Origin of the sequence: Aliiroseovarius pelagivivens (genome assembly GCF_900302485.1) — a bacterium.
GTDB lineage: Bacteria > Pseudomonadota > Alphaproteobacteria > Rhodobacterales > Rhodobacteraceae > Aliiroseovarius > Aliiroseovarius pelagivivens.
Genome location: NZ_OMOI01000001.1, coordinates 101,266 through 118,447, shown reverse-complemented (window position 1 = coordinate 118,447; position 17,182 = coordinate 101,266). Strand labels below are relative to the sequence as shown.

Sequence of the window (17,182 nt, the reverse complement as noted above, 5' to 3'; positions counted from 1 at the left end):
TATCCGGGCCAGACTATGCGGCCAAAGCCGCGCCGTCCACCGAAAGCCCGTTGGCGGATGTCTTTACACATGCTACGCCAATCCCATGGAGCCGCTCTTTCCCATCGCAAGCCTGTCTTCTGGCAACGGTACACTTGGCATCAGCCCGATGCCCGGCCGCAGCGGAGATTACCGTGAAGACCTGGAGACATTGATCCAATGGTCTCCAGACATGGTGCTGACCATGACCACCGGGCGCGAGATGGACAGTTTTGGCGCTACCCACCTAGGCCGCGACCTGACGCAGGCGAATATCATCTGGCATCACTTGCCCATTCAAGATTTCGGTGCGCCATCGGCCAAGATCATCGCCGAATGGAGTGATCTCTCGGGCACCGCTCATCAAATCCTCGCGCGTGGAGGCAAGGTCCTGGCCCATTGCAAGGGCGGTTGTGGAAGATCCGGCATGATGCTTCTGCGCATCCTGTGCGAAACCAAAGAAGACCCGACCACGGCATTGGAACGCCTGCGCGCCGCGCGCCCCTGTGCCGTTGAAACAGACGCGCAATATGTCTGGGCAAGCCAGCTCTAGTCTCTATTTTCTTACCGTAAATATCCTGGGGAAGAGGGAAAGCACCCGCTTTCCCTCTGGGGCGAAGCCCCTTCAGGCTCACGAAGCGAGCTACCGACCTTTGCGATGCTTCGCACCCTTGGTCACGCCCTTCACCATCTTCGAGAACTTCTTTTCTCGCGACCGCGACTGCGCCACGGTTTCCGAGTTCTTCTTCTCGCCCTTGCGCAGCTTCAGCCAGCGGTCCAAACGTTCCAAATCCAGATCCCCCGCCGCAATTGCGGCCTGAACGGCACAGCCCGGCTCGGTCTCATGCGCGCAGTCTGTAAAGCGGCACTGGGCTTCCAATTCGGCCAAGTCATCGAACACGTTGTCGATGCCCTCGCGCGTGTCGATCAGACGCAAGGCGCGCATGCCGGGCATGTCGATGATCCACCCGCCCTGCAACATGGGTCGCATGGAGCGCGCCGTGGTCACGTGGCGCCCCCTGGCATCATCTTCGCGGATAGCGCCGGTGGCGGCATCCCCACCTGTCAGCGCGTTGGTCAGCGTGGTCTTTCCCACGCCGGACGATCCAATAAAGGCAGCGGTTTGTGGCGCTTTGCACCACGCCGCCACTTCGGCCGCACTTTCAGGGTCGCATGCGTTTACCGTCAGAATGGTCAGCATTGGATCCAGCACCTGTGCCACGCGCTCGTATTCGCGGGGATCATCGCACAAATCCGCTTTGGTCAGCACCAGAACCGGATAGCACCCGGCCTCGTGCGCCAAAGCCAAAAACCGTTCCAGCCGCGCAATGTTGAAATCATCGTTGCACGAGGTGACGATGAACAGAGTGTCTACATTCGCCGCGATCAACTGCACATGGGCATCGGTGCCCGCGCCACGGCGCTGAAGCAGCGACCGACGGTCAAGGATGTGTTGGATGCGAAACTCGGGGTCGGCCAGAACCCAGTCGCCAACGGCCAGTTCGCCCGCCGAAAACTTCGGCGTGGTCAGGGTAACAACGCCGTCTTCGCCCAGCGCAATCATCTGCGCACGGTGGATTTCGGTCAGTCGATAAGGGGTCAGCGTGTCCGGATGTTCGGCGCGCGCCTGTTCGAAGGAAGCGGACCATCCAAGGTCCATAAGTGTCAATGTCATTGATCTGCCTGATTTAGCACAAAGGATCACCCATCGCGCAGGCGCGGCGTAGGGTGCACGGTTTCAGGCAGGGCCGGATCACTCCGACGGGCGACAACCTGCCTGAAAGGCGGTGACGACACTCATAAAATTCCTCCGTTCAAATGCGGGGCGAATATGGGGGATCGCCGCGCGGGCTTGGGTCCGACTTGTGAAACAGCGTTTCGTGTCGGAGAAGTTTTACCCCTCTCGACGAAACAAGTTTCGCCTGCCGGGGGTTTCAAATCTGTAGGATTTGAAACGTGGTGAGAGGCTGAACACGACCCAGACGGGGCTCGTTGTGGCTGCTTCCTTCCGGACCTGACCAGATTGGCGAGGCGCCTACCCGCGCCAACCTCTCGCCCCTCATATATGAGGCTGCGTGCAGGGATGCAAGCCTCACAGCGTCAGCTCGTAGCAGGTAAATCCACGCGCATCACAGGGGTCCAGCTCGCTCAGACGCAACCACGGATACTCTTCCACAACGTCACGACCCATTGGCGAGGATCGAAACCAGATCGAAGCCCCCTCAATTGGCTGGAACTTCCAGATTGGGTTGGCATCAAACGCGATACGGTCCTGATTGGCGACATAGTCCATCAACAGCTCGCGAATCTCGATCGGCGCGACGGGTAGGATGTCTTCGGGCGCAGGGATCGGATAGTTCCCCCCGCCCAGAACACGATAGTCTGTCGTCGCCAGTAAAAACTGATCGTCATCCTGAACAGCGCGCCCGTTGTGGCACAGCGACGTAATGCGGCCAGCGTCTGCAAAACGAAGCGCCCCTGACGGCGTAAACCGCGCGGGTTGGCTCAGATCGACCTGATAGGTCAGCCCCAATACGCTTTCGTGGATATAGCCCGGCACACCATCATCCTTCAGCTGGACCGCCTTGTGCCCCGGCGAGACCTGATTGAAGATGCTGCAGGACCGCTCGAGCCAATTGCGCAGAAATTCACCCGTTACTTTCACCAACGCAAAGCTGTTGGGAAACATATAAAGATCCGCCAAAGATCGCTGCGTCATCACCCCTGCGGGAAGGGCCGTATAGTAATCTGGCCCGCCGAACCCTCCGGATTTGAATGCAGCACCCGCGGCCAGAACCGGAATGTCAGTCAGACCCATTACCTCTTGGCACAAACGGGCGTGGTCCAGCATGGCGTGCTGTACCAGCCGGGTGGCGCTGTCCGCCCCAGCAAGCGTAAAGTAGTTGTTCAAGGGCTGCACCGTTTCCCCAACCCGTGCCTGCATCGCCGCGCGTGTGGAGTTGTGAAGGTCCGCAAACAAGGCCTCGAAGCTGCGTTTCGCGGGGGCATGTTCAGAAAACCCATCTGAAACCGACCGCAAACGGGCGGAACCGTGGCACACTGCCCACTGCCCATCGTGACCCGTGATCGACAGGTCAATAATTCCCAGATGGGATCCCCAAAAACCTGGCACGACGGTCGGTACCCCGTTCAGAAAACCGTCCACCTCGGCCCCATTTTCCGGAAAAATCTGATGTGCATGCCCGCCGATCAACGCATCGATTCCCGGCACATTCGAAAGGGGATGCAGCACGTTTTCCATATCATGGCTATGGTCCTGTGCCCCCAACCCGCTATGGGCAAGAGCAATGATCACATCCGCCCCCTGCGCCCGCATCTGAGGAACAAAGTGACGTGCAGAAGCAAGAATGTCGGTTGTGCCAATCTGGGCCTGATGCAGAGAGTTCGGAGGCAAAAAGCCGATCACCCCGATTGTAAGGGTCTGCACCCCACCTTGATCGTCTTCAACCTGTCTTGGCAGTAAAACATAGGGAGCAATTCCAGTCGTGCCCGCGGCTTCGGGCAGTTTGGCATTCGCCGTTAGCACCGGGAAACTTGCCCCTTGAATGGCTTGAAAAACCGCGTCCTGACCTTGGTCGAAATCATGGTTGCCCAAATTCATGGCATCATAATTCAGATGGTTCATCGCGCGGATCATCGGATGCACCGCGCCGCGCGCCACGCTGGGCAAGCGCTCTCCCAGAGCCGAGCCATAGAGGCTATCCCCGTTATCCAACAAAATTACATTTGAAACCTCGTCTCGCGCCGCGTCGATAAGCTGCGCCGTGCGCGACAACCCCCACCCGCTGACGGAACGATCAGCGTGATAGTCATAGGGCAGGATATTCATGTGCAGATCGGTGGTGGCTAGGATCCTCAAGCTCACTCGAACGCCCTGATCCGCAGCGGGATTCTGAACGAAGTGCCTCATCCCATTACCATTTCTTTAACTCGGCGACTATTCACACTCATCTTCCGGGTGTTTGCTTAACTTCAATTCTCGCTAATGTTGCATGATGTCAATTTAATGGCCCGATAACGGCAAGATTCCAAACTGGACAGTCCGGTCGTCTCTGATAGCGTGCGCGGCATCATATCAACGCAGGACCACCTTATGAAAATCGCCGAACAGGTCACTTTTGCTGCAGGCAAATTGGACCGGGATGCCGAAAGCCGCGCAGATCCGAAAAGGCTCGCGTCGTTGGCGCAAAAGGCCCAGCTCTTGCCTCTGTGGCGTGGAAAAATCTTGCTGAAGCCCGAGGATGAGGGGTGGGATCTGGCCTATCTGACGCAGGACACGCTTCCGGCCGACTTCAAAACGGCCCCGCAAGTCTATCTGGGTCTCGAGAATGGTATGCCCCTCTTTGCGCTGGATGTCTCGCATTGGGAGCCGCAGGACAATCTGCCGGACGCGACGCAGTTTGTGGATCGCAGCATTCAGCATCATCCTGACTTGCCTGATGATATCGGCTTTGCCGAGCTGCGCGCGACGATGGCGGGCCTGACCCCCGACGAGGCCGAAGTCGCAGCCACGGCGCGGTCGATCCTTGAATGGCACCGCATTCACGGGTTCTGCGCCAATTGCGGCGAGAAGACTCGCGTCGGCATGGCGGGCTGGCAACGAGATTGCGATGCTTGTGGGCGCGCGCATTTCCCACGTACGGATCCTGTGGTGATCATGCTGATCACCCACGGCAACTCTGTTCTGGTTGGGCGTGGCGTAGGTTGGCCCGAAGACATGTATTCATTGCTGGCAGGCTTCGTCGAACCCGGCGAGACCATCGAAGCGGCCACCCGGCGCGAAGTATTTGAAGAGGCCGGCGTGCGAATCGGACCGGTTGGGTATCTGGCGTCACAGCCTTGGCCCTATCCGTCTTCCCTGATGGTCGGCACTTGGGGACACGCCACGTCGACTAAAATCAAACTGGACCCGGCAGAACTGGCCGATGCCGTTTGGATCACGCGCGAGGACATGTTGGACATCTTTGCCGGTCGCAATCCCGAAATCAAACCTGCCAGAAAAGGTGCAATTGCACACTTCTTGATGCAGAACTGGCTTGCAGATCGGTTGGACTAACCCCATTTTCACGATCGAGATGAGCGGCAGGAGCGGTTGATGAAGATCAAGACCCATGAAGATATCGAAGCAACAATCGATCACGTATTTGACAGCGTGACCGATTTCGAAAGCTTCGAGCTTGCCGCTTTGCGCCGTGGGGCCGAAGTACGCCGCACGGATTCGTTGCCGCATCCCGGCCAAGGCATGAGCTGGGAGGCCAAGTTTGCGCATCGTGGGCGCCAGCGAGTTGCAGACATCAATCTCGAACAGATGAATCAACCAAACCTTCTGCGCATCTGGACGAAGATTGCGGGTCTGACCGCAGAAGTGGATGTGGAATTGATGGCCCTGTCGCGCAATCGGACGCGCATGACAATTATCGTGGACATGCGCCCCACAACCATTCCAGCTCGGCTGCTGATCCAGTCTCTGAAGCTTGCGCGTACGACGATGTTGCGCCGTTTCCGCAAACGCGTGTCGGAATATGCTGCGACGATCGAGGCACAGTACCGGGCCTAAGCAAGCCCGGCTGCATTGCTTCAGTCGCGAGCGGGATCGCGGGGATAGACCCCAAGAATCTCCAGCGTCGAGGTGAAATACGCCAGCTCTTCAAGTGCCAGCTGAACGCCTCGATCATCCGGATGACCGTCGATGTCCGCGTAGAACCGCGTCGCGTTGAACGATCCGTCCACCATATAGCTTTCCAGCTTTGTCATGTTCACGCCATTGGTCGCAAAACCACCCATCGCCTTGTACAGCGCGGCGGGGATGTTGCGCACTTCGAAGACGAAGGTGGTGATCATGCCATGTTCGCCGCGCCGCTCCATATTGGTTTCACGGCCCATGATGACAAACCGGGTGGTGTTGTGGCCGTGATCCTCGACATCTTCGGCCAACAAATCCAGACCATAGATCTCGGCTGCGAGGGCTGACGCCAGAACGCCTTCGCCTTTGACTTTAGACTTGGCCAGATCGGACGCAGCGCCCGCGCTGTCCGCCGCACCGACACCACGAATGCCATGCATTTTCAGAAAACTTGCAGATTGCGGCAACAACACCGGATGGGCGCGCACCAGTTTGATGTCTTCAAGCTTTGCCCCCGGCAAACCCATCAGACTGATCCGAACCCGTACGAAGGCCTCGTCAAGAATATGCAGTCCGCTTTCCGGCAATAGCCGGTGAATATCCGCGACCCGGCCATAAGTCGTGTTCTCGATCGGCAGCATCGCCTGATCCGCTTTGCCGGACCGAACTGCCGCGATCACCTCGTCAAAGGATTCGCAAGGCATGGCCTCCATATACGGTCTGGCGGCCTGACATGCCTCGTGGGAATAGGCGCCCGGCTCTCCTTGAAAGGCGATTCGGCTGGTCATTTTGCGGACCCTCACTGCAGTTTAGCGTTAAAGGACTATAAGTTGCGCGTCATATCGCTTGAAAACATACAAGGGAAGCGGCTAGAAGGCTTCTGACCTTGGATGAGACGGAACGCGACATGTTCGACACAATGACCTTTACGAAAGCGAGCGGTGCTGTGATTGGCACGCTCTTGGTATTCCTGCTGGGCAACTGGGCCGGCAGCGCGCTGTACAATACCAGCGGCGGTGGCCACGGCGATGGCCACGGCGACGAAGCACACGCCGCCACCGGCTATGTCATCGCGACAGCAGATGACGGCCACGCCGAAGAAGAAGCCGAGGAAGCAATTCCTTTCGCAGATATGGTTGCAGCAGCCGACGTCGCCAAAGGCGAAAAAGTCTGGGGCAAGTGTAAGGCCTGCCACAAGCTGGAAGACGGCGCCAACGGCACCGGCCCGCACCTTTATGGTCTGATTGACCGCCCGATCGCTGGCGTTGATGGCTTCGGTTACTCGGACGTTCTGGCTGGCATGAGCGCCGATGCCTGGACTGTCGAAGCTCTGGACGCATGGCTGGCCAGCCCGAAAGCCTTTGCTCCGGGCAACAAGATGACCTTCTCGGGTCTGAAGAAAGACGGAGATCGCGCCAACTTGGTTGCGTATCTGGCCACCATCGGCGGCTAATCGCCCCTTAGGTGAAGAATTCAAAGGCCGTCCGGTTCCGGGCGGCCTTTTTCGTTGCGCCGTTTCAGGCGGCGCACGGCCGATTAACACCCAGTTCACCAATTCGCGCCTTGAATGTTACCGGGCAGCCCTTTTTACTCGGATCAACGAATTCCGCTGATGAACGGAGGTGACGCCATGCGCGACGCACAGACGAAGACCCTTACCCGACCTGACAACCGCGCCCTGACACTTGGGTTCGGACTGGCCACGGGGGCCTTGCTGGCGTTGGCACCCATGGCGGCGAAAGCCGAGACCACCGTCAGCCACGGCTATTCCAATTTTGGCGAACTGAAGTATGGGCCGGACTTCACGCATCTAGACTACGTGAACCCAGACGCGCCAAAAGGCGGCGAGATTTCGGTCTGGGCACAGGGCACATTTGACAGCTTCAACCAGTTCACCCGCAAGGGTACGACGGCCTCGATGGCGACCATCGGATACGAACGGCTTTTGGTAAATACCGCCGACGATCCCTATGGTGTCTACTGCTTCCTGTGCACCACGCTAGAGTACCCAGACGATCTGTCATGGGTCATCTTCAATCTGCGCGACGATGTGGCCTTCTGGGACGGAAGCAAGATGACGGCCGAGGACATTGCCTTCAGCCATAACCTGTTCGTCGAACAAGGCATCGCCGAATATCGCGCGATCATCACAGAAATCGTGGCCGGAGTGGAAGTCACCGGCCCGCTGCAGGTCAAATACACCTTCACCGAGGACGCCCCCAAGCGCGACCGTATTGGATTTGCGGGCAGCAGCATGGCCCTGTCAAAAGCGTGGTTCGAAGAAACCGGCGCACGTGTGGACGACCGCTCGGACGCGCCGTTTATGGCCACTGGGGCCTATAAGCTGGGCAGCTTCGACTATGGCCGCCACGTGACCTACGAGCGTGACCCGAACTATTGGGGCGAGAACCATCCGCTGTCGGTCGGCCAGAACAATTTCGACGAGATCACAGCGATCTATTTTGCGGATGGCACCGCTGCGATGGAAGGTTTCAAAGCGGGTACCTATACGTTCCGCACCGAAAACTCCTCGCAAATCTGGGCCGAGGATTACGACTTTCCGAACCTGCGAAACGGCCATGCGATCAAAGCAGAGTTTGCCGATGGGACGGTTGGAACCGCCCAAAGCTTCATCTTCAATCTGGACAAAAGCGTATGGCAGGATCCCAGGGTCCGCGAAGCCTTGAAGCTGATGTTCAATTTCGAATGGTCAAACGAAGCACTGTTCCGCGGGCTTTACAGCCGCGTCGACAGCTTCTGGCCGGGCATTGATCTGGGTGCCAAAGGTGCCCCCAGCGCAGGCGAGCTTGAAATCCTTCAGCCGCTGGTCGATCAGGGGCTGCTGCCGGAAAGCATCCTGACCGCAGACGCCGTGATGCCTCCGGTCCATGATGCCGATGAAAATCAGCCCTCGCGCAAATTCTATCGGCAGGCCAACAAGCTGCTGGATGACGCCGGGTGGGAAATCGGATCAAGCGAGTTCCTTGAAAAAGACGGCCAGCGCATGTCGGCGACCTTTGTCACCTACAGCCCGTCCTTTGACCGCGTGATCAACCCTCTGGTCGAAAACCTGAAACAGCTGGGCGTGGACGCGAAACTCGACCGGGTAGACATCCCGCAATATATCGAGCGCACCCGCTCGGGCGATTTCGACCTTGTGACCCATTCGATTGGCATGGGATTTGAACCCGGAACCGGGCTGGAACAGTGGTTCCATTCGAAAACCGCCGATGACAGCTCGCGCAATCTGATGCGCCTGCGCAATCCCGCCGTGGATGCCCTGCTGCCCATTGTGGCGCAGTCAGAGTCGCTAGCCGATTTGCGCACAACCACCAACGCGCTGGACCGCGTGCTACGCCATATCGGCTTCACCATTCCGCAATGGTATAAGAACAAGCACACCGTGGCCTTCTATGACATCTTCGGATACCCCGAGAATCTGCCGCCGCTGGCTCTGGGCGAACTGTCCTTCTGGTGGTACGACGCAGACAAAGCCGCCAAGTTGGAAGCGGCAGGCGTGTTGAAATAAACTACGCCGCACAACCGAGCACAAAACCAAGGACCGCATATGGGCGCCTATATCCTGCGAAGACTGCTTTTGATCATCCCGACGCTGTTCGGGATCATGGTGATCAATTTCACGCTGACGCAATTCGTGCCCGGAGGACCAATCGAACAGATCATCGCCCAGATGGAAGGCGGCGGGGATGTGTTCGAAACGATCTCGGGCGGCGGCGACGCCGGGATCGAGGCTGCCAGCAGCGGTGATGAAGGCTATTTGGGCGCGCGTGGTCTGCCTGCCGAATTCATTGCCGAGCTGGAGAAAGAGTTTGGTTTCGACAAGCCCCCGCTTGAGCGCTTCTTCACGATGATCTGGAACTATATGCGGCTGGACTTCGGCGAGAGCTATTTCCGGTCGATCGGCGTCTTCGAACTGGTGGCCGAGAAGATGCCCGTGTCGATCACGCTGGGCCTTTGGTCGACGGTGATTGCCTATATGATCTCGATCCCGCTGGGCATTCAGAAAGCCGTGCGCGACGGGACGAAGTTCGACACCTGGACCTCGGGCATGATCATCGTAGCCTATGCCATTCCGGGCTTCCTGTTCGCGATTCTGCTGCTGGTGCTGTTCGCAGGCGGTTCTTATCTGCAATGGTTCCCCCTGCGCGGCCTGACATCCGGCAACTGGGAAGAGCTGTCGCTGTGGGGCAAGGTCGTGGATTACTTCTGGCACATCACCCTGCCAGTTCTGGCGTCGACGATTGCTAGCTTCGCAACCCTGACGCTTCTGACCAAGAACAGCTTTCTGGACGAAATCAAGAAGCAGTACGTCGTCACCGCCCGCGCCAAGGGTCTGGCTGAAAACCGCGTGCTTTACGGTCATGTCTTCCGCAACGCGATGCTGATCGTGATCGCCGGTTTTCCTTCGGTCTTTCTGGGCGTGTTCTTCGGTGGTTCGGTCATCATCGAAACCCTCTTCTCACTCGATGGGCTTGGGCGACTGGGCTACGAGGCCGCGCTGGCCCGCGACTATCCGGTCATCTTCGGGACGCTCTTTGTCTTTGGCCTGCTGGGCCTGCTGATCGGCATCCTGTCGGACCTCATGTATGTCTTCGTCGATCCCCGCATCGACTTTGAGGGGCGCGAGGTCTGATCATGGCGCTTTCCCCCCTGAACCAACGCCGCTGGCGCAACTTCCGCCGCAATGGTCGCGCCTTCTGGTCGCTGATCCTGTTCACGATCCTGTTTGGCTTGTCCTTGTTCGCCGAGCTTCTGGCCAACGACAAACCGATCTTGGTGAAATATGACGGCGGCTTCTATATGCCCGTCGTCAAGTTCTACCCGGAAACCGCGTTTGGAGGCGATTTCCGGACCGAGGCCGTCTATGGCGATATCGAGGTCAAATGTCTGATCATCGCCCAAGGGTCCGAAGCCTGCTGGGACGATCCCGAAGGCGTGATTGCCGAAGCCAAGACCGGCACAGTCGAGGGTGAACCGATCAACAAAGGGTGGCTGATCTGGCCACCAATCCCCTACAGCTATACGACCATCAACGACATCGACGGCGCCGCCCCCAGCGCCCCGGATGCCAAACACGTTCTGGGCACAGACGATACCGCGCGCGACGTGCTGGCCCGTGTCATCTATGGCTTCCGTCTGTCGGTGTTCTTCACCATTGTCGTTACGGTGCTGACCTCAGTCATCGGCATCGCCGCAGGGGCCATTCAGGGCTATTTCGGTGGCTGGATTGACCTGATCTTCCAGAGGATTCTGGAAATCTGGGCTTCGACCCCGTCGCTCTACGTGATCATCATCCTGTTTGCGATCTTGGGGCGAAGTTTCTGGCTGCTGGTTTTCGTCACGGTGCTGTTCGGCTGGCCCGCTTTGGTGGGCGTTGTCCGGGCTGAATTCCTGCGCGCGCGTAACTTCGAATATGTCCGCGCCGCCCGCGCGCTGGGGGTCTCGAACCGCGTGATCATGCTTCGCCATGTCCTGCCCAACGCGATGGTCGCCACGCTGACCATGCTGCCGTTCATCATCACCGGCACGATCTCGACGCTGGCGACGCTGGACTTCCTTGGCTTCGGACTTCCGTCATCGGCCCCATCACTAGGCGAGCTGACCCGTCAGGCGAAGCAGAACCTGCAAGCCCCGTGGCTGGCCTTTACGGCCTTCATGACCTTCTCGATCCTACTGTCGCTGCTCGTCTTCATCTTTGAAGGCGTGCGGGACGCGTTTGACCCAAGAAAGACCTTCCAATGAGCCTTCTGACCGTCAACAACCTGAGCGTTTCGTTCCGACAGGACGGGCAAAGCCACCCCGCCGTGCGTGGGATCAGCTTTCACGTGGAGCAGGGCGAAACTGTCGCGCTGGTTGGCGAAAGCGGATCGGGCAAATCCGTGTCCGCGCTGTCGACCGTGTCACTTCTGCCCGACAGCGCCGAGGTTACCGGGTCGATCACCTATGAAGGTCGCGAGATGATCGGCGCGTCCAAGTCCGACCTGCGTGACGTGCGCGGCAACGACATCAGCTTCATTTTCCAAGAGCCGATGACATCCCTGAACCCACTGCACACGATCGAAAAGCAGATGGCAGAGTCGATCCAGCTGCATCAAGGGCTGACCGGAGACGCCGTGCGCACCCGCATTCTAGAGCTTCTGGACAAGGTCGGCATACGTGACGCGGAAACGCGGCTGGCGCATTATCCGCACCAGCTGTCCGGTGGGCAACGTCAGCGTGTGATGATCGCCATGGCGCTGGCCAACGGGCCCGAGCTGTTGATCGCCGACGAACCCACCACCGCGCTGGACGTTACCATTCAGGCGCAAATCCTCGATCTGCTGGCGGATCTAAAGGACAGCGAAGGGATGAGCCTTCTGTTCATCACTCACGACCTTGGCATCGTGCGCAAGATCGCGGATCGCGTCTGCGTCATGAAAGACGGCGAGATCGTCGAGACCGGCCCGACCGCCGAGGTATTCGAGAACCCACAGCACGACTATACCAAGATGCTTTTGGGCGCCGAGACACATGGCCGCCCGGATCCGGTCCCCGCGGACGCACCCGAAATCGCTTCTGCCAAAGATCTGCGCATCTGGTTTCCGATCCAACGCGGCCTGATGCGCCGCACGGTCGGGCATATCAAGGCCGTGAACGCCGCAACCTTCAACGTGCGCGCAGGTGAAACCATCGGCATTGTCGGCGAAAGTGGATCGGGCAAGACAACGCTGGCTCTGGCCGTCATGCGACTGATCAGCTCGGACGGGCCGATTGTTTTCATGGGCGACGGCATTCAAGGTCTCAAGTCACGTCAGCTGCAACCCCTGCGCCGCGACATGCAGATCGTGTTCCAAGACCCCTATGGGTCGCTCTCCCCTCGCATGACCGCCGAGGAGATCATCGCCGAAGGTCTGTCCGTTCACGGGCTGGAACCCGGTCGCAACCGGCGCGAAATGGTGTCCGAGATCATGGACGAGGTTGGGTTGGACCCCGAAACCATGCACCGCTATCCGCACGAGTTTTCGGGCGGTCAACGTCAGCGCATTGCCATTGCGCGAGCCATGATCCTACGCCCGAAACTGGTGGTGCTGGATGAACCGACGTCCGCGCTTGATATGACTGTGCAGGTGCAAATCGTCGAACTTCTGCGCAGCCTGCAAAGAAAGCATGGGCTGGCCTATCTGTTCATCAGCCATGACCTGCGCGTCGTGCGTGCGCTTAGCCATAAAGTGCTGGTGATGCGGGCGGGCGATGTGGTGGAAAGCGGCGACGCGGATCAGATCTTTGACGCGCCGGCGACGGACTATACACGTGCACTGATGGCGGCGGCCTTCGATATGAAGGCCAGCGACGCCGTTTCGCAATAGATCAGTAGATCAAGAAGGCCCGATTACCTTGCACCGCGTGTTGCGGGCGTTCAGGCGGCGACAGGCCAGATCAGCCTGTTCCTGTGACAGGCTGACAAAATTTGCATGCCACCCGTCCGAACGCTTAACGACCTTGCGCAGAGCTTCATCCAGCGTGTCGATCTCGCGCAGGGCGGTTTTCAGCAGCCGACGTTCGGCCTGATAGCGTGACCCTAGAACCCCCACGTTGATCGCGTAGTGCCGCCCACCAGAAGAGGACATGCGCGTCACGATCTCGGGCGCGACTGCAGCGGGCTTTGCTGCAGGTTCAAGCGAGGTCAGGATGATGGTGGCCGGGCGCGGCGGAGGCGAGGCCATGGCCGCGGGGGTAAGCGTTGCATCCGCCCCAAGGGGGCGAGCCGATGTCGGCACGGGCGTTGTGTCGATCGCCGGTGCCAAGGCGACAGCTTCGGCTTCCGGCGTTTTCGGAGCCTCTTCCGTCACAGCGACAACGGCATCTTTGATACTGTCTGTCAGACTTGCCAGCTGGGTGTCAGCGATCGGCTCTTGCGCCGCACCCGGACGAGGCGCGGGACGTGGGCTGCGTTTGACAGCTGTGATCAAGCGGATGGTCTTGCCGGCTGCGCCGGGCTCGGGTGTGTCACTTCCAACATTGCCTGCGTAAACCGGCAAGGCAGGTTTACGTACAGCTGCATGGCTGGGTGCGCGGCGGAAACCAAGGTTCATCAGTTCGGCAACCTTGGCGTTACGCGAGGCCGTAGAACGTCCACCAAATACGGTTGTAATAATCCGTTCTTGTCCCCGTTCAGCAGACGCCACCAGATTAAACCCGGCTGCATTCGTAAAGCCGGTCTTGATGCCATCAGCACCTTTGTAGCTGTTCAGAAAACGGCGGTTGGTGTTGTTGACGGATTTCATACCGGCATGGGTCGAACGTCGCGAGAACAGGTTGTAGTAATCCGGGTGGTCATAAAACAAGTGACGGCCCAACGTGGTCATGTCACGCGCCGTAGACAGGTGACCGCTTTCGGTCAGACCGTGCGCATTCTTGAAATGGGTGCGCGTCATGCCCAGCGCCTTGGCGGTGCGGTTCATGCGACGTGCAAAGGCGGCTTCGGACCCCGAGATCGCAATACCAATCGCCGTGGCCGCATCATTCGCAGATTTCACGGCGGCGGCGCGGATCAGATAGCGCAGCTTGATTTTCTGACCTTTGCGCAGACCCAGCTTCGACGGAGGCTCGGCCGCGGCCTTGCCCGTGATGGTCACGACCGTGTCGGCCGAGATCTCGCCATGCTTGATGGCTTCGAACGCAACATAAAGCGTCATCATCTTGGTCAGCGAGGCCGGGTGTAGCCGGGTATCAGCATTGCGAGAGTGCAGAACTTTGCCGGTACGCGCATCAATCACCATCGCCGCATAGGGCGCAGCGTGTGCGCGCATGGGGGCAAGGGCCACCAAACAACCAATAACTGCAAGAAATAGCCCGAAACGGACCAACTGCTTAAAACGCGTCATCACGACGGTTACCTTTTCTGCCTCAATCGCCGGATCTTTTGCCCAGCTGATTTGTTTTTTTTAGGCTAGCACGCGGATTTCGTTTGGGAAACCGATTATTTTCAAAGCCCTATTGCGTGTCTTGACGGCCACGGCAGGCAATTACCCCCAAGATGTTGGGTGCAGTAAGGACATGCTTACCAGATCTGCGCACCTACCTTGTGCTTGAAGAACCTCGCTATCAGCGGAGCTGTCACTTCTCAGCCTATTGTCGAAACCAAATGTTGAGAACTTCGCCCTCATTTTGTATGAGCGGTTTCGGATGCACAGCGCCCTGCCCCTTTTCTCGGAACAGGCAAGCCCTATATTGAGTGTCCCGGATGCCATTGATTGCAACCCACGGAGCGATGTCGACATGACAACATCCCCCTTCATCCTGTCCTCGGGTCGCCCCGATGATGACGGCGAAGCTGGCCTTGCGGTTGCAACCAAGCCCAAGACCAAACGCCCTCCGATGTACAAGGTGCTGTTGCTGAATGACGATTTCACCCCGATGGAGTTCGTCGTCATGGTGCTGGAGCGCTTCTTCGGCCTGAACCATTCGCAAGCGTTCGAGCTGATGCTGACCGTGCATAAGAAAGGGCTGGCCGTAGCGGGTGTCTTCTCGTACGAGATTGCCGAAACCAAGGTCACTCAGGTGATGCAGCTGGCGCGCGAACACCAGCACCCGCTGCAATGCACCATGGAAAAGGAATGACCGCCGCGCGCGGGGTCTGAAATGCTTCAAACACGTTTGTCCATTGCCCTAGATGATGGGCTGATTGCGCTGCCCGACGATGGCGGCATTCTGGTGATCGGCCCGACGCCAGATCACGACGTCTCGGCGCTGCCGAAAGACCGCGTGACGATTTACAGCCACTTCTACCCCGATGTGCAGTTCTGGACTGCGCGCGGTTTTGACGTGATCAACGATCTGCCGGACACGGGGTTTGCCGCTGCGCTGATCTGTGCGCCCCGCTCGAAAACGCAAGCGCAGGCGTGGCTTCATGCCGCTGATCAGGCCACGCAGGGCGGATTGGTCGTTCTGGACGGCCAGAAAACCGACGGAATGGACAGCCACCTGAGAACCCTGAAAAAGCGTGCAAACCTGTTGGGCAACCTGTCCAAGGCGCACGGCAAGATCGTCTGGTTCCAAGGCCTGGACGCTCCCGAGTGGGCGGCCCGAGACATCGCCCTGCCCGACGGCTTTACCACGCGCCCGGGTGTCTTCTCGGCCGAGAAGATCGACAAAGGGTCCGAGGTTCTTGCCGCGGCCATGCCAGACGCCATCAACGGCCGCGTTGCGGATCTGGGCGCTGGCTGGGGATATTTGTCGCGCCACATCCTGTCGCGCGAAGGCGTCGACGTTCTGGACCTGATCGAAGCCGACAAAGTTGCGCTGGACTGCGCCCGTCGCAACATCGACGATCCGCGCGCGCAGTTCGTCTGGGACGACGCGACGACGTTCACGCCGGATCAGCCCTATGACGTGGTGATCTCGAACCCTCCGTTTCACACCAGCCGCGCTGGCCGTCCCGAGCTGGGGCAGGCATTTATCCAGTCGGCCGCACGCATCCTGAAGCCTTCGGGCCGCTTCGTCATGGTTGCCAATCGCCACCTGCCCTACGAGGAAACGCTGGCCAAGCATTTCCGCGTGGTCGAGGATCTGGGCGGCACATCCGGCTTCAAGCTGTTGGCGGGGCTGAAACCTCATCGCATGGCGCGGTAACTTCCGCTAGTCTGGCGCGGGGAATCGCCCAGAGACAGGAGAGCTTATGTCTTTCAACATCGCAGGTAAGACCGCCATCATCACCGGCGCCGCCAATGGCATCGGCCTGTCCATCGCCCGCCATTTTGCCGATCACGGCGCCAACGTGGTGTGTGCTGACATGGACGAGGCTGGGCTTTTGGATCAATGGGGGCCGAACCCAGACGAAGACAGTGACGAGGCCGGAAACACCCGCATCTTCGCAGGCGACCTGCGCGAGAAACTGACGATTGCAAACCTGCTGTCCGCGACGATTGATGCCTTTGAACGCGTGGATATTCTGATCAACGCATCGCGTCAGGTGGCTTTGGCCGATCCTCTGGACGTGGATGACAAATCGGTCACGTCTTTGCTTGATCAAAACCTGATGACCAGCCTGCGCCTCAGCCAACTGGTCGCCAAACGGATGATCCTGCAGGGCGAGGATCTGGACGACGAAGACGATGAGACCCCACTCGGTGCAATCGTGAACCTGTCTTCGATCGCATCGACCCGTACGCAGCCCGGATTGATGGCCTATTCGATCGCCTCGGCCGCGGTGGATCAGATGACCCGGTCGCTGGCCGTGGCCCTTGCCCCCAACCGTATTCGCGTGAACGCCGTGTCGTTCGGATCATTGATGAGCGCAAGCCTGCGCAACACGATCCGCGAGACCCCCGAGACCCGCGCCGATATCATCGAGGGCACGCCCCTTGGACGGATTGCACCGGCCGCGGACATCACCGAAGCGGTTCAGTTTCTGGCCTCGGAAGGGTCCAGCTTCATGACCGGACATATCATGCAGGTCGATGGCGGGCGCAGCCTGTTGGACGCTGTGGGCAACCCCGCACACTAAGGGACGCATCCCGC

Annotated in this window: 15 protein-coding genes and 1 other RNA gene; 11 read left to right on the top strand and 5 right to left on the bottom strand. The window is 59.0% G+C overall.

What is annotated here, in order from left to right; translation table 11 throughout:
* Positions 1-85 precede the first annotated feature (85 nt).
* Positions 86-571, top strand: a complete 486-nt coding sequence (locus ALP8811_RS00610) for a phosphatase domain-containing putative toxin (RefSeq protein ID WP_108855269.1) — start codon at positions 86-88, stop codon at positions 569-571.
* A gap of 90 nt (positions 572-661) precedes the next feature.
* Here ALP8811_RS00610 and rsgA read toward each other — a convergent pair whose 3' ends face one another.
* The 3 genes from rsgA to ALP8811_RS00595 all read right to left on the bottom strand — a co-directional run bounded on the left by rsgA (position 662) and on the right by ALP8811_RS00595 (position 3,904).
* Positions 662-1,693 (bottom strand): ribosome small subunit-dependent GTPase A, encoded by a 1,032-nt coding sequence (gene rsgA, locus ALP8811_RS00605; protein ID WP_108855268.1) that lies wholly within the window; start codon positions 1,691-1,693, stop codon positions 662-664.
* Between the two features lie 282 nt (positions 1,694-1,975).
* An RNA gene (ffs, locus tag ALP8811_RS00600) (signal recognition particle sRNA small type) lies at positions 1,976-2,073 on the bottom strand.
* Between the two features lie 37 nt (positions 2,074-2,110).
* Positions 2,111-3,904, bottom strand: a complete 1,794-nt coding sequence (locus ALP8811_RS00595; RefSeq protein ID WP_181363654.1) for a bifunctional 2',3'-cyclic-nucleotide 2'-phosphodiesterase/3'-nucleotidase — start codon at positions 3,902-3,904, stop codon at positions 2,111-2,113.
* Between the two features lie 228 nt (positions 3,905-4,132).
* Between ALP8811_RS00595 and nudC the strand changes: the two genes are divergently transcribed.
* On the top strand, positions 4,133-5,095 hold the full coding sequence (gene nudC / locus ALP8811_RS00590; protein ID WP_108855266.1) for an NAD(+) diphosphatase: 963 nt from the start codon (positions 4,133-4,135) through the stop codon (positions 5,093-5,095).
* Positions 5,096-5,134: 39 nt separating this feature from the next.
* Positions 5,135-5,596 (top strand): SRPBCC family protein, encoded by a 462-nt coding sequence (locus ALP8811_RS00585; protein WP_108855265.1) that lies wholly within the window; start codon positions 5,135-5,137, stop codon positions 5,594-5,596.
* A 20-nt stretch (positions 5,597-5,616) separates the two neighbouring features.
* Here the strand turns inward: ALP8811_RS00585 and ALP8811_RS00580 are convergent, their stop codons facing one another.
* Positions 5,617-6,450 carry a prephenate dehydratase gene (locus ALP8811_RS00580; protein WP_108855264.1) on the bottom strand — a complete coding sequence of 278 codons (834 nt, stop codon included), beginning with the start codon at positions 6,448-6,450 and terminating at the stop codon, positions 5,617-5,619.
* Between the two features lie 119 nt (positions 6,451-6,569).
* Here ALP8811_RS00580 and ALP8811_RS00575 point away from each other — a divergent pair, with 119 nt between their 5' ends.
* From ALP8811_RS00575 to ALP8811_RS00555, 5 genes are all read left to right on the top strand, one after another.
* Entirely contained in the window at positions 6,570-7,115 is a 546-nt protein-coding gene (locus ALP8811_RS00575) for a c-type cytochrome (protein ID WP_108855263.1), read from the top strand.
* Positions 7,116-7,292: 177 nt separating this feature from the next.
* Complete coding sequence (locus tag ALP8811_RS00570) at positions 7,293-9,191, top strand: extracellular solute-binding protein (RefSeq protein WP_108855262.1); 1,899 nt, start codon at positions 7,293-7,295, stop codon at positions 9,189-9,191.
* A 39-nt stretch (positions 9,192-9,230) separates the two neighbouring features.
* A complete protein-coding gene (locus tag ALP8811_RS00565) occupies positions 9,231-10,316 on the top strand; it encodes a microcin C ABC transporter permease YejB (protein ID WP_108855261.1) in 1,086 nt (361 codons plus the stop codon).
* Between the two features lie 2 nt (positions 10,317-10,318).
* Positions 10,319-11,425 (top strand): ABC transporter permease, encoded by a 1,107-nt coding sequence (locus ALP8811_RS00560; protein WP_108855260.1) that lies wholly within the window; start codon positions 10,319-10,321, stop codon positions 11,423-11,425.
* On the top strand, positions 11,422-13,029 hold the full coding sequence (locus ALP8811_RS00555; protein ID WP_108855259.1) for an ABC transporter ATP-binding protein: 1,608 nt from the start codon (positions 11,422-11,424) through the stop codon (positions 13,027-13,029). Before ALP8811_RS00560 ends, ALP8811_RS00555 begins: the two co-directional genes overlap by 4 nt.
* A 9-nt stretch (positions 13,030-13,038) precedes the next feature.
* Here ALP8811_RS00555 and ALP8811_RS00550 read toward each other — a convergent pair whose 3' ends face one another.
* Positions 13,039-14,472: a D-alanyl-D-alanine carboxypeptidase family protein gene (locus tag ALP8811_RS00550; protein WP_108857362.1), complete on the bottom strand. Its 1,434-nt coding sequence runs from the start codon at positions 14,470-14,472 to the stop codon at positions 13,039-13,041.
* Between the two features lie 469 nt (positions 14,473-14,941).
* On the opposite strand from ALP8811_RS00550, the gene clpS reads away from it, so the two are divergent.
* From clpS to ALP8811_RS00535, 3 genes are read left to right on the top strand one after another with little or no spacing between them, the layout of a single operon-like run.
* A complete protein-coding gene (gene clpS / locus ALP8811_RS00545) occupies positions 14,942-15,283 on the top strand; it encodes an ATP-dependent Clp protease adapter ClpS (protein WP_108855258.1) in 342 nt (113 codons plus the stop codon).
* Positions 15,284-15,304: 21 nt separating this feature from the next.
* Positions 15,305-16,294 (top strand): class I SAM-dependent methyltransferase, encoded by a 990-nt coding sequence (locus tag ALP8811_RS00540; RefSeq protein ID WP_108855257.1) that lies wholly within the window; start codon positions 15,305-15,307, stop codon positions 16,292-16,294.
* 46 nt (positions 16,295-16,340) lie between these two features.
* A complete protein-coding gene (locus ALP8811_RS00535; protein WP_108855256.1) occupies positions 16,341-17,168 on the top strand; it encodes an SDR family NAD(P)-dependent oxidoreductase in 828 nt (275 codons plus the stop codon).
* The last annotated feature ends 14 nt before the right edge of the window (positions 17,169-17,182 follow it).

What these genes read in the sequence shown, in the direction of transcription:
- rsgA (WP_108855268.1), bottom strand. Translation starts at nt 1,693, where the DNA reads ATGACATTGACACTTATGGACCTTGGATGGTCCGCTTCCTTCGAACAG.
- ALP8811_RS00610 (WP_108855269.1), top strand. Translation starts at nt 86, where the DNA reads ATGGAGCCGCTCTTTCCCATCGCAAGCCTGTCTTCTGGCAACGGTACA.
- ALP8811_RS00540 (WP_108855257.1), top strand. Translation starts at nt 15,305, where the DNA reads ATGCTTCAAACACGTTTGTCCATTGCCCTAGATGATGGGCTGATTGCG.
- ALP8811_RS00575 (WP_108855263.1), top strand. Translation starts at nt 6,570, where the DNA reads ATGTTCGACACAATGACCTTTACGAAAGCGAGCGGTGCTGTGATTGGC.
- ALP8811_RS00570 (WP_108855262.1), top strand. Translation starts at nt 7,293, where the DNA reads ATGCGCGACGCACAGACGAAGACCCTTACCCGACCTGACAACCGCGCC.
- nudC (WP_108855266.1), top strand. Translation starts at nt 4,133, where the DNA reads ATGAAAATCGCCGAACAGGTCACTTTTGCTGCAGGCAAATTGGACCGG.
- ALP8811_RS00555 (WP_108855259.1), top strand. Translation starts at nt 11,422, where the DNA reads ATGAGCCTTCTGACCGTCAACAACCTGAGCGTTTCGTTCCGACAGGAC.
- clpS (WP_108855258.1), top strand. Translation starts at nt 14,942, where the DNA reads ATGACAACATCCCCCTTCATCCTGTCCTCGGGTCGCCCCGATGATGAC.
- ALP8811_RS00580 (WP_108855264.1), bottom strand. Translation starts at nt 6,450, where the DNA reads ATGACCAGCCGAATCGCCTTTCAAGGAGAGCCGGGCGCCTATTCCCAC.
- ALP8811_RS00565 (WP_108855261.1), top strand. Translation starts at nt 9,231, where the DNA reads ATGGGCGCCTATATCCTGCGAAGACTGCTTTTGATCATCCCGACGCTG.
- ALP8811_RS00585 (WP_108855265.1), top strand. Translation starts at nt 5,135, where the DNA reads ATGAAGATCAAGACCCATGAAGATATCGAAGCAACAATCGATCACGTA.
- ALP8811_RS00535 (WP_108855256.1), top strand. Translation starts at nt 16,341, where the DNA reads ATGTCTTTCAACATCGCAGGTAAGACCGCCATCATCACCGGCGCCGCC.
- ALP8811_RS00560 (WP_108855260.1), top strand. Translation starts at nt 10,319, where the DNA reads ATGGCGCTTTCCCCCCTGAACCAACGCCGCTGGCGCAACTTCCGCCGC.
- ALP8811_RS00550 (WP_108857362.1), bottom strand. Translation starts at nt 14,472, where the DNA reads ATGCGCGCACACGCTGCGCCCTATGCGGCGATGGTGATTGATGCGCGT.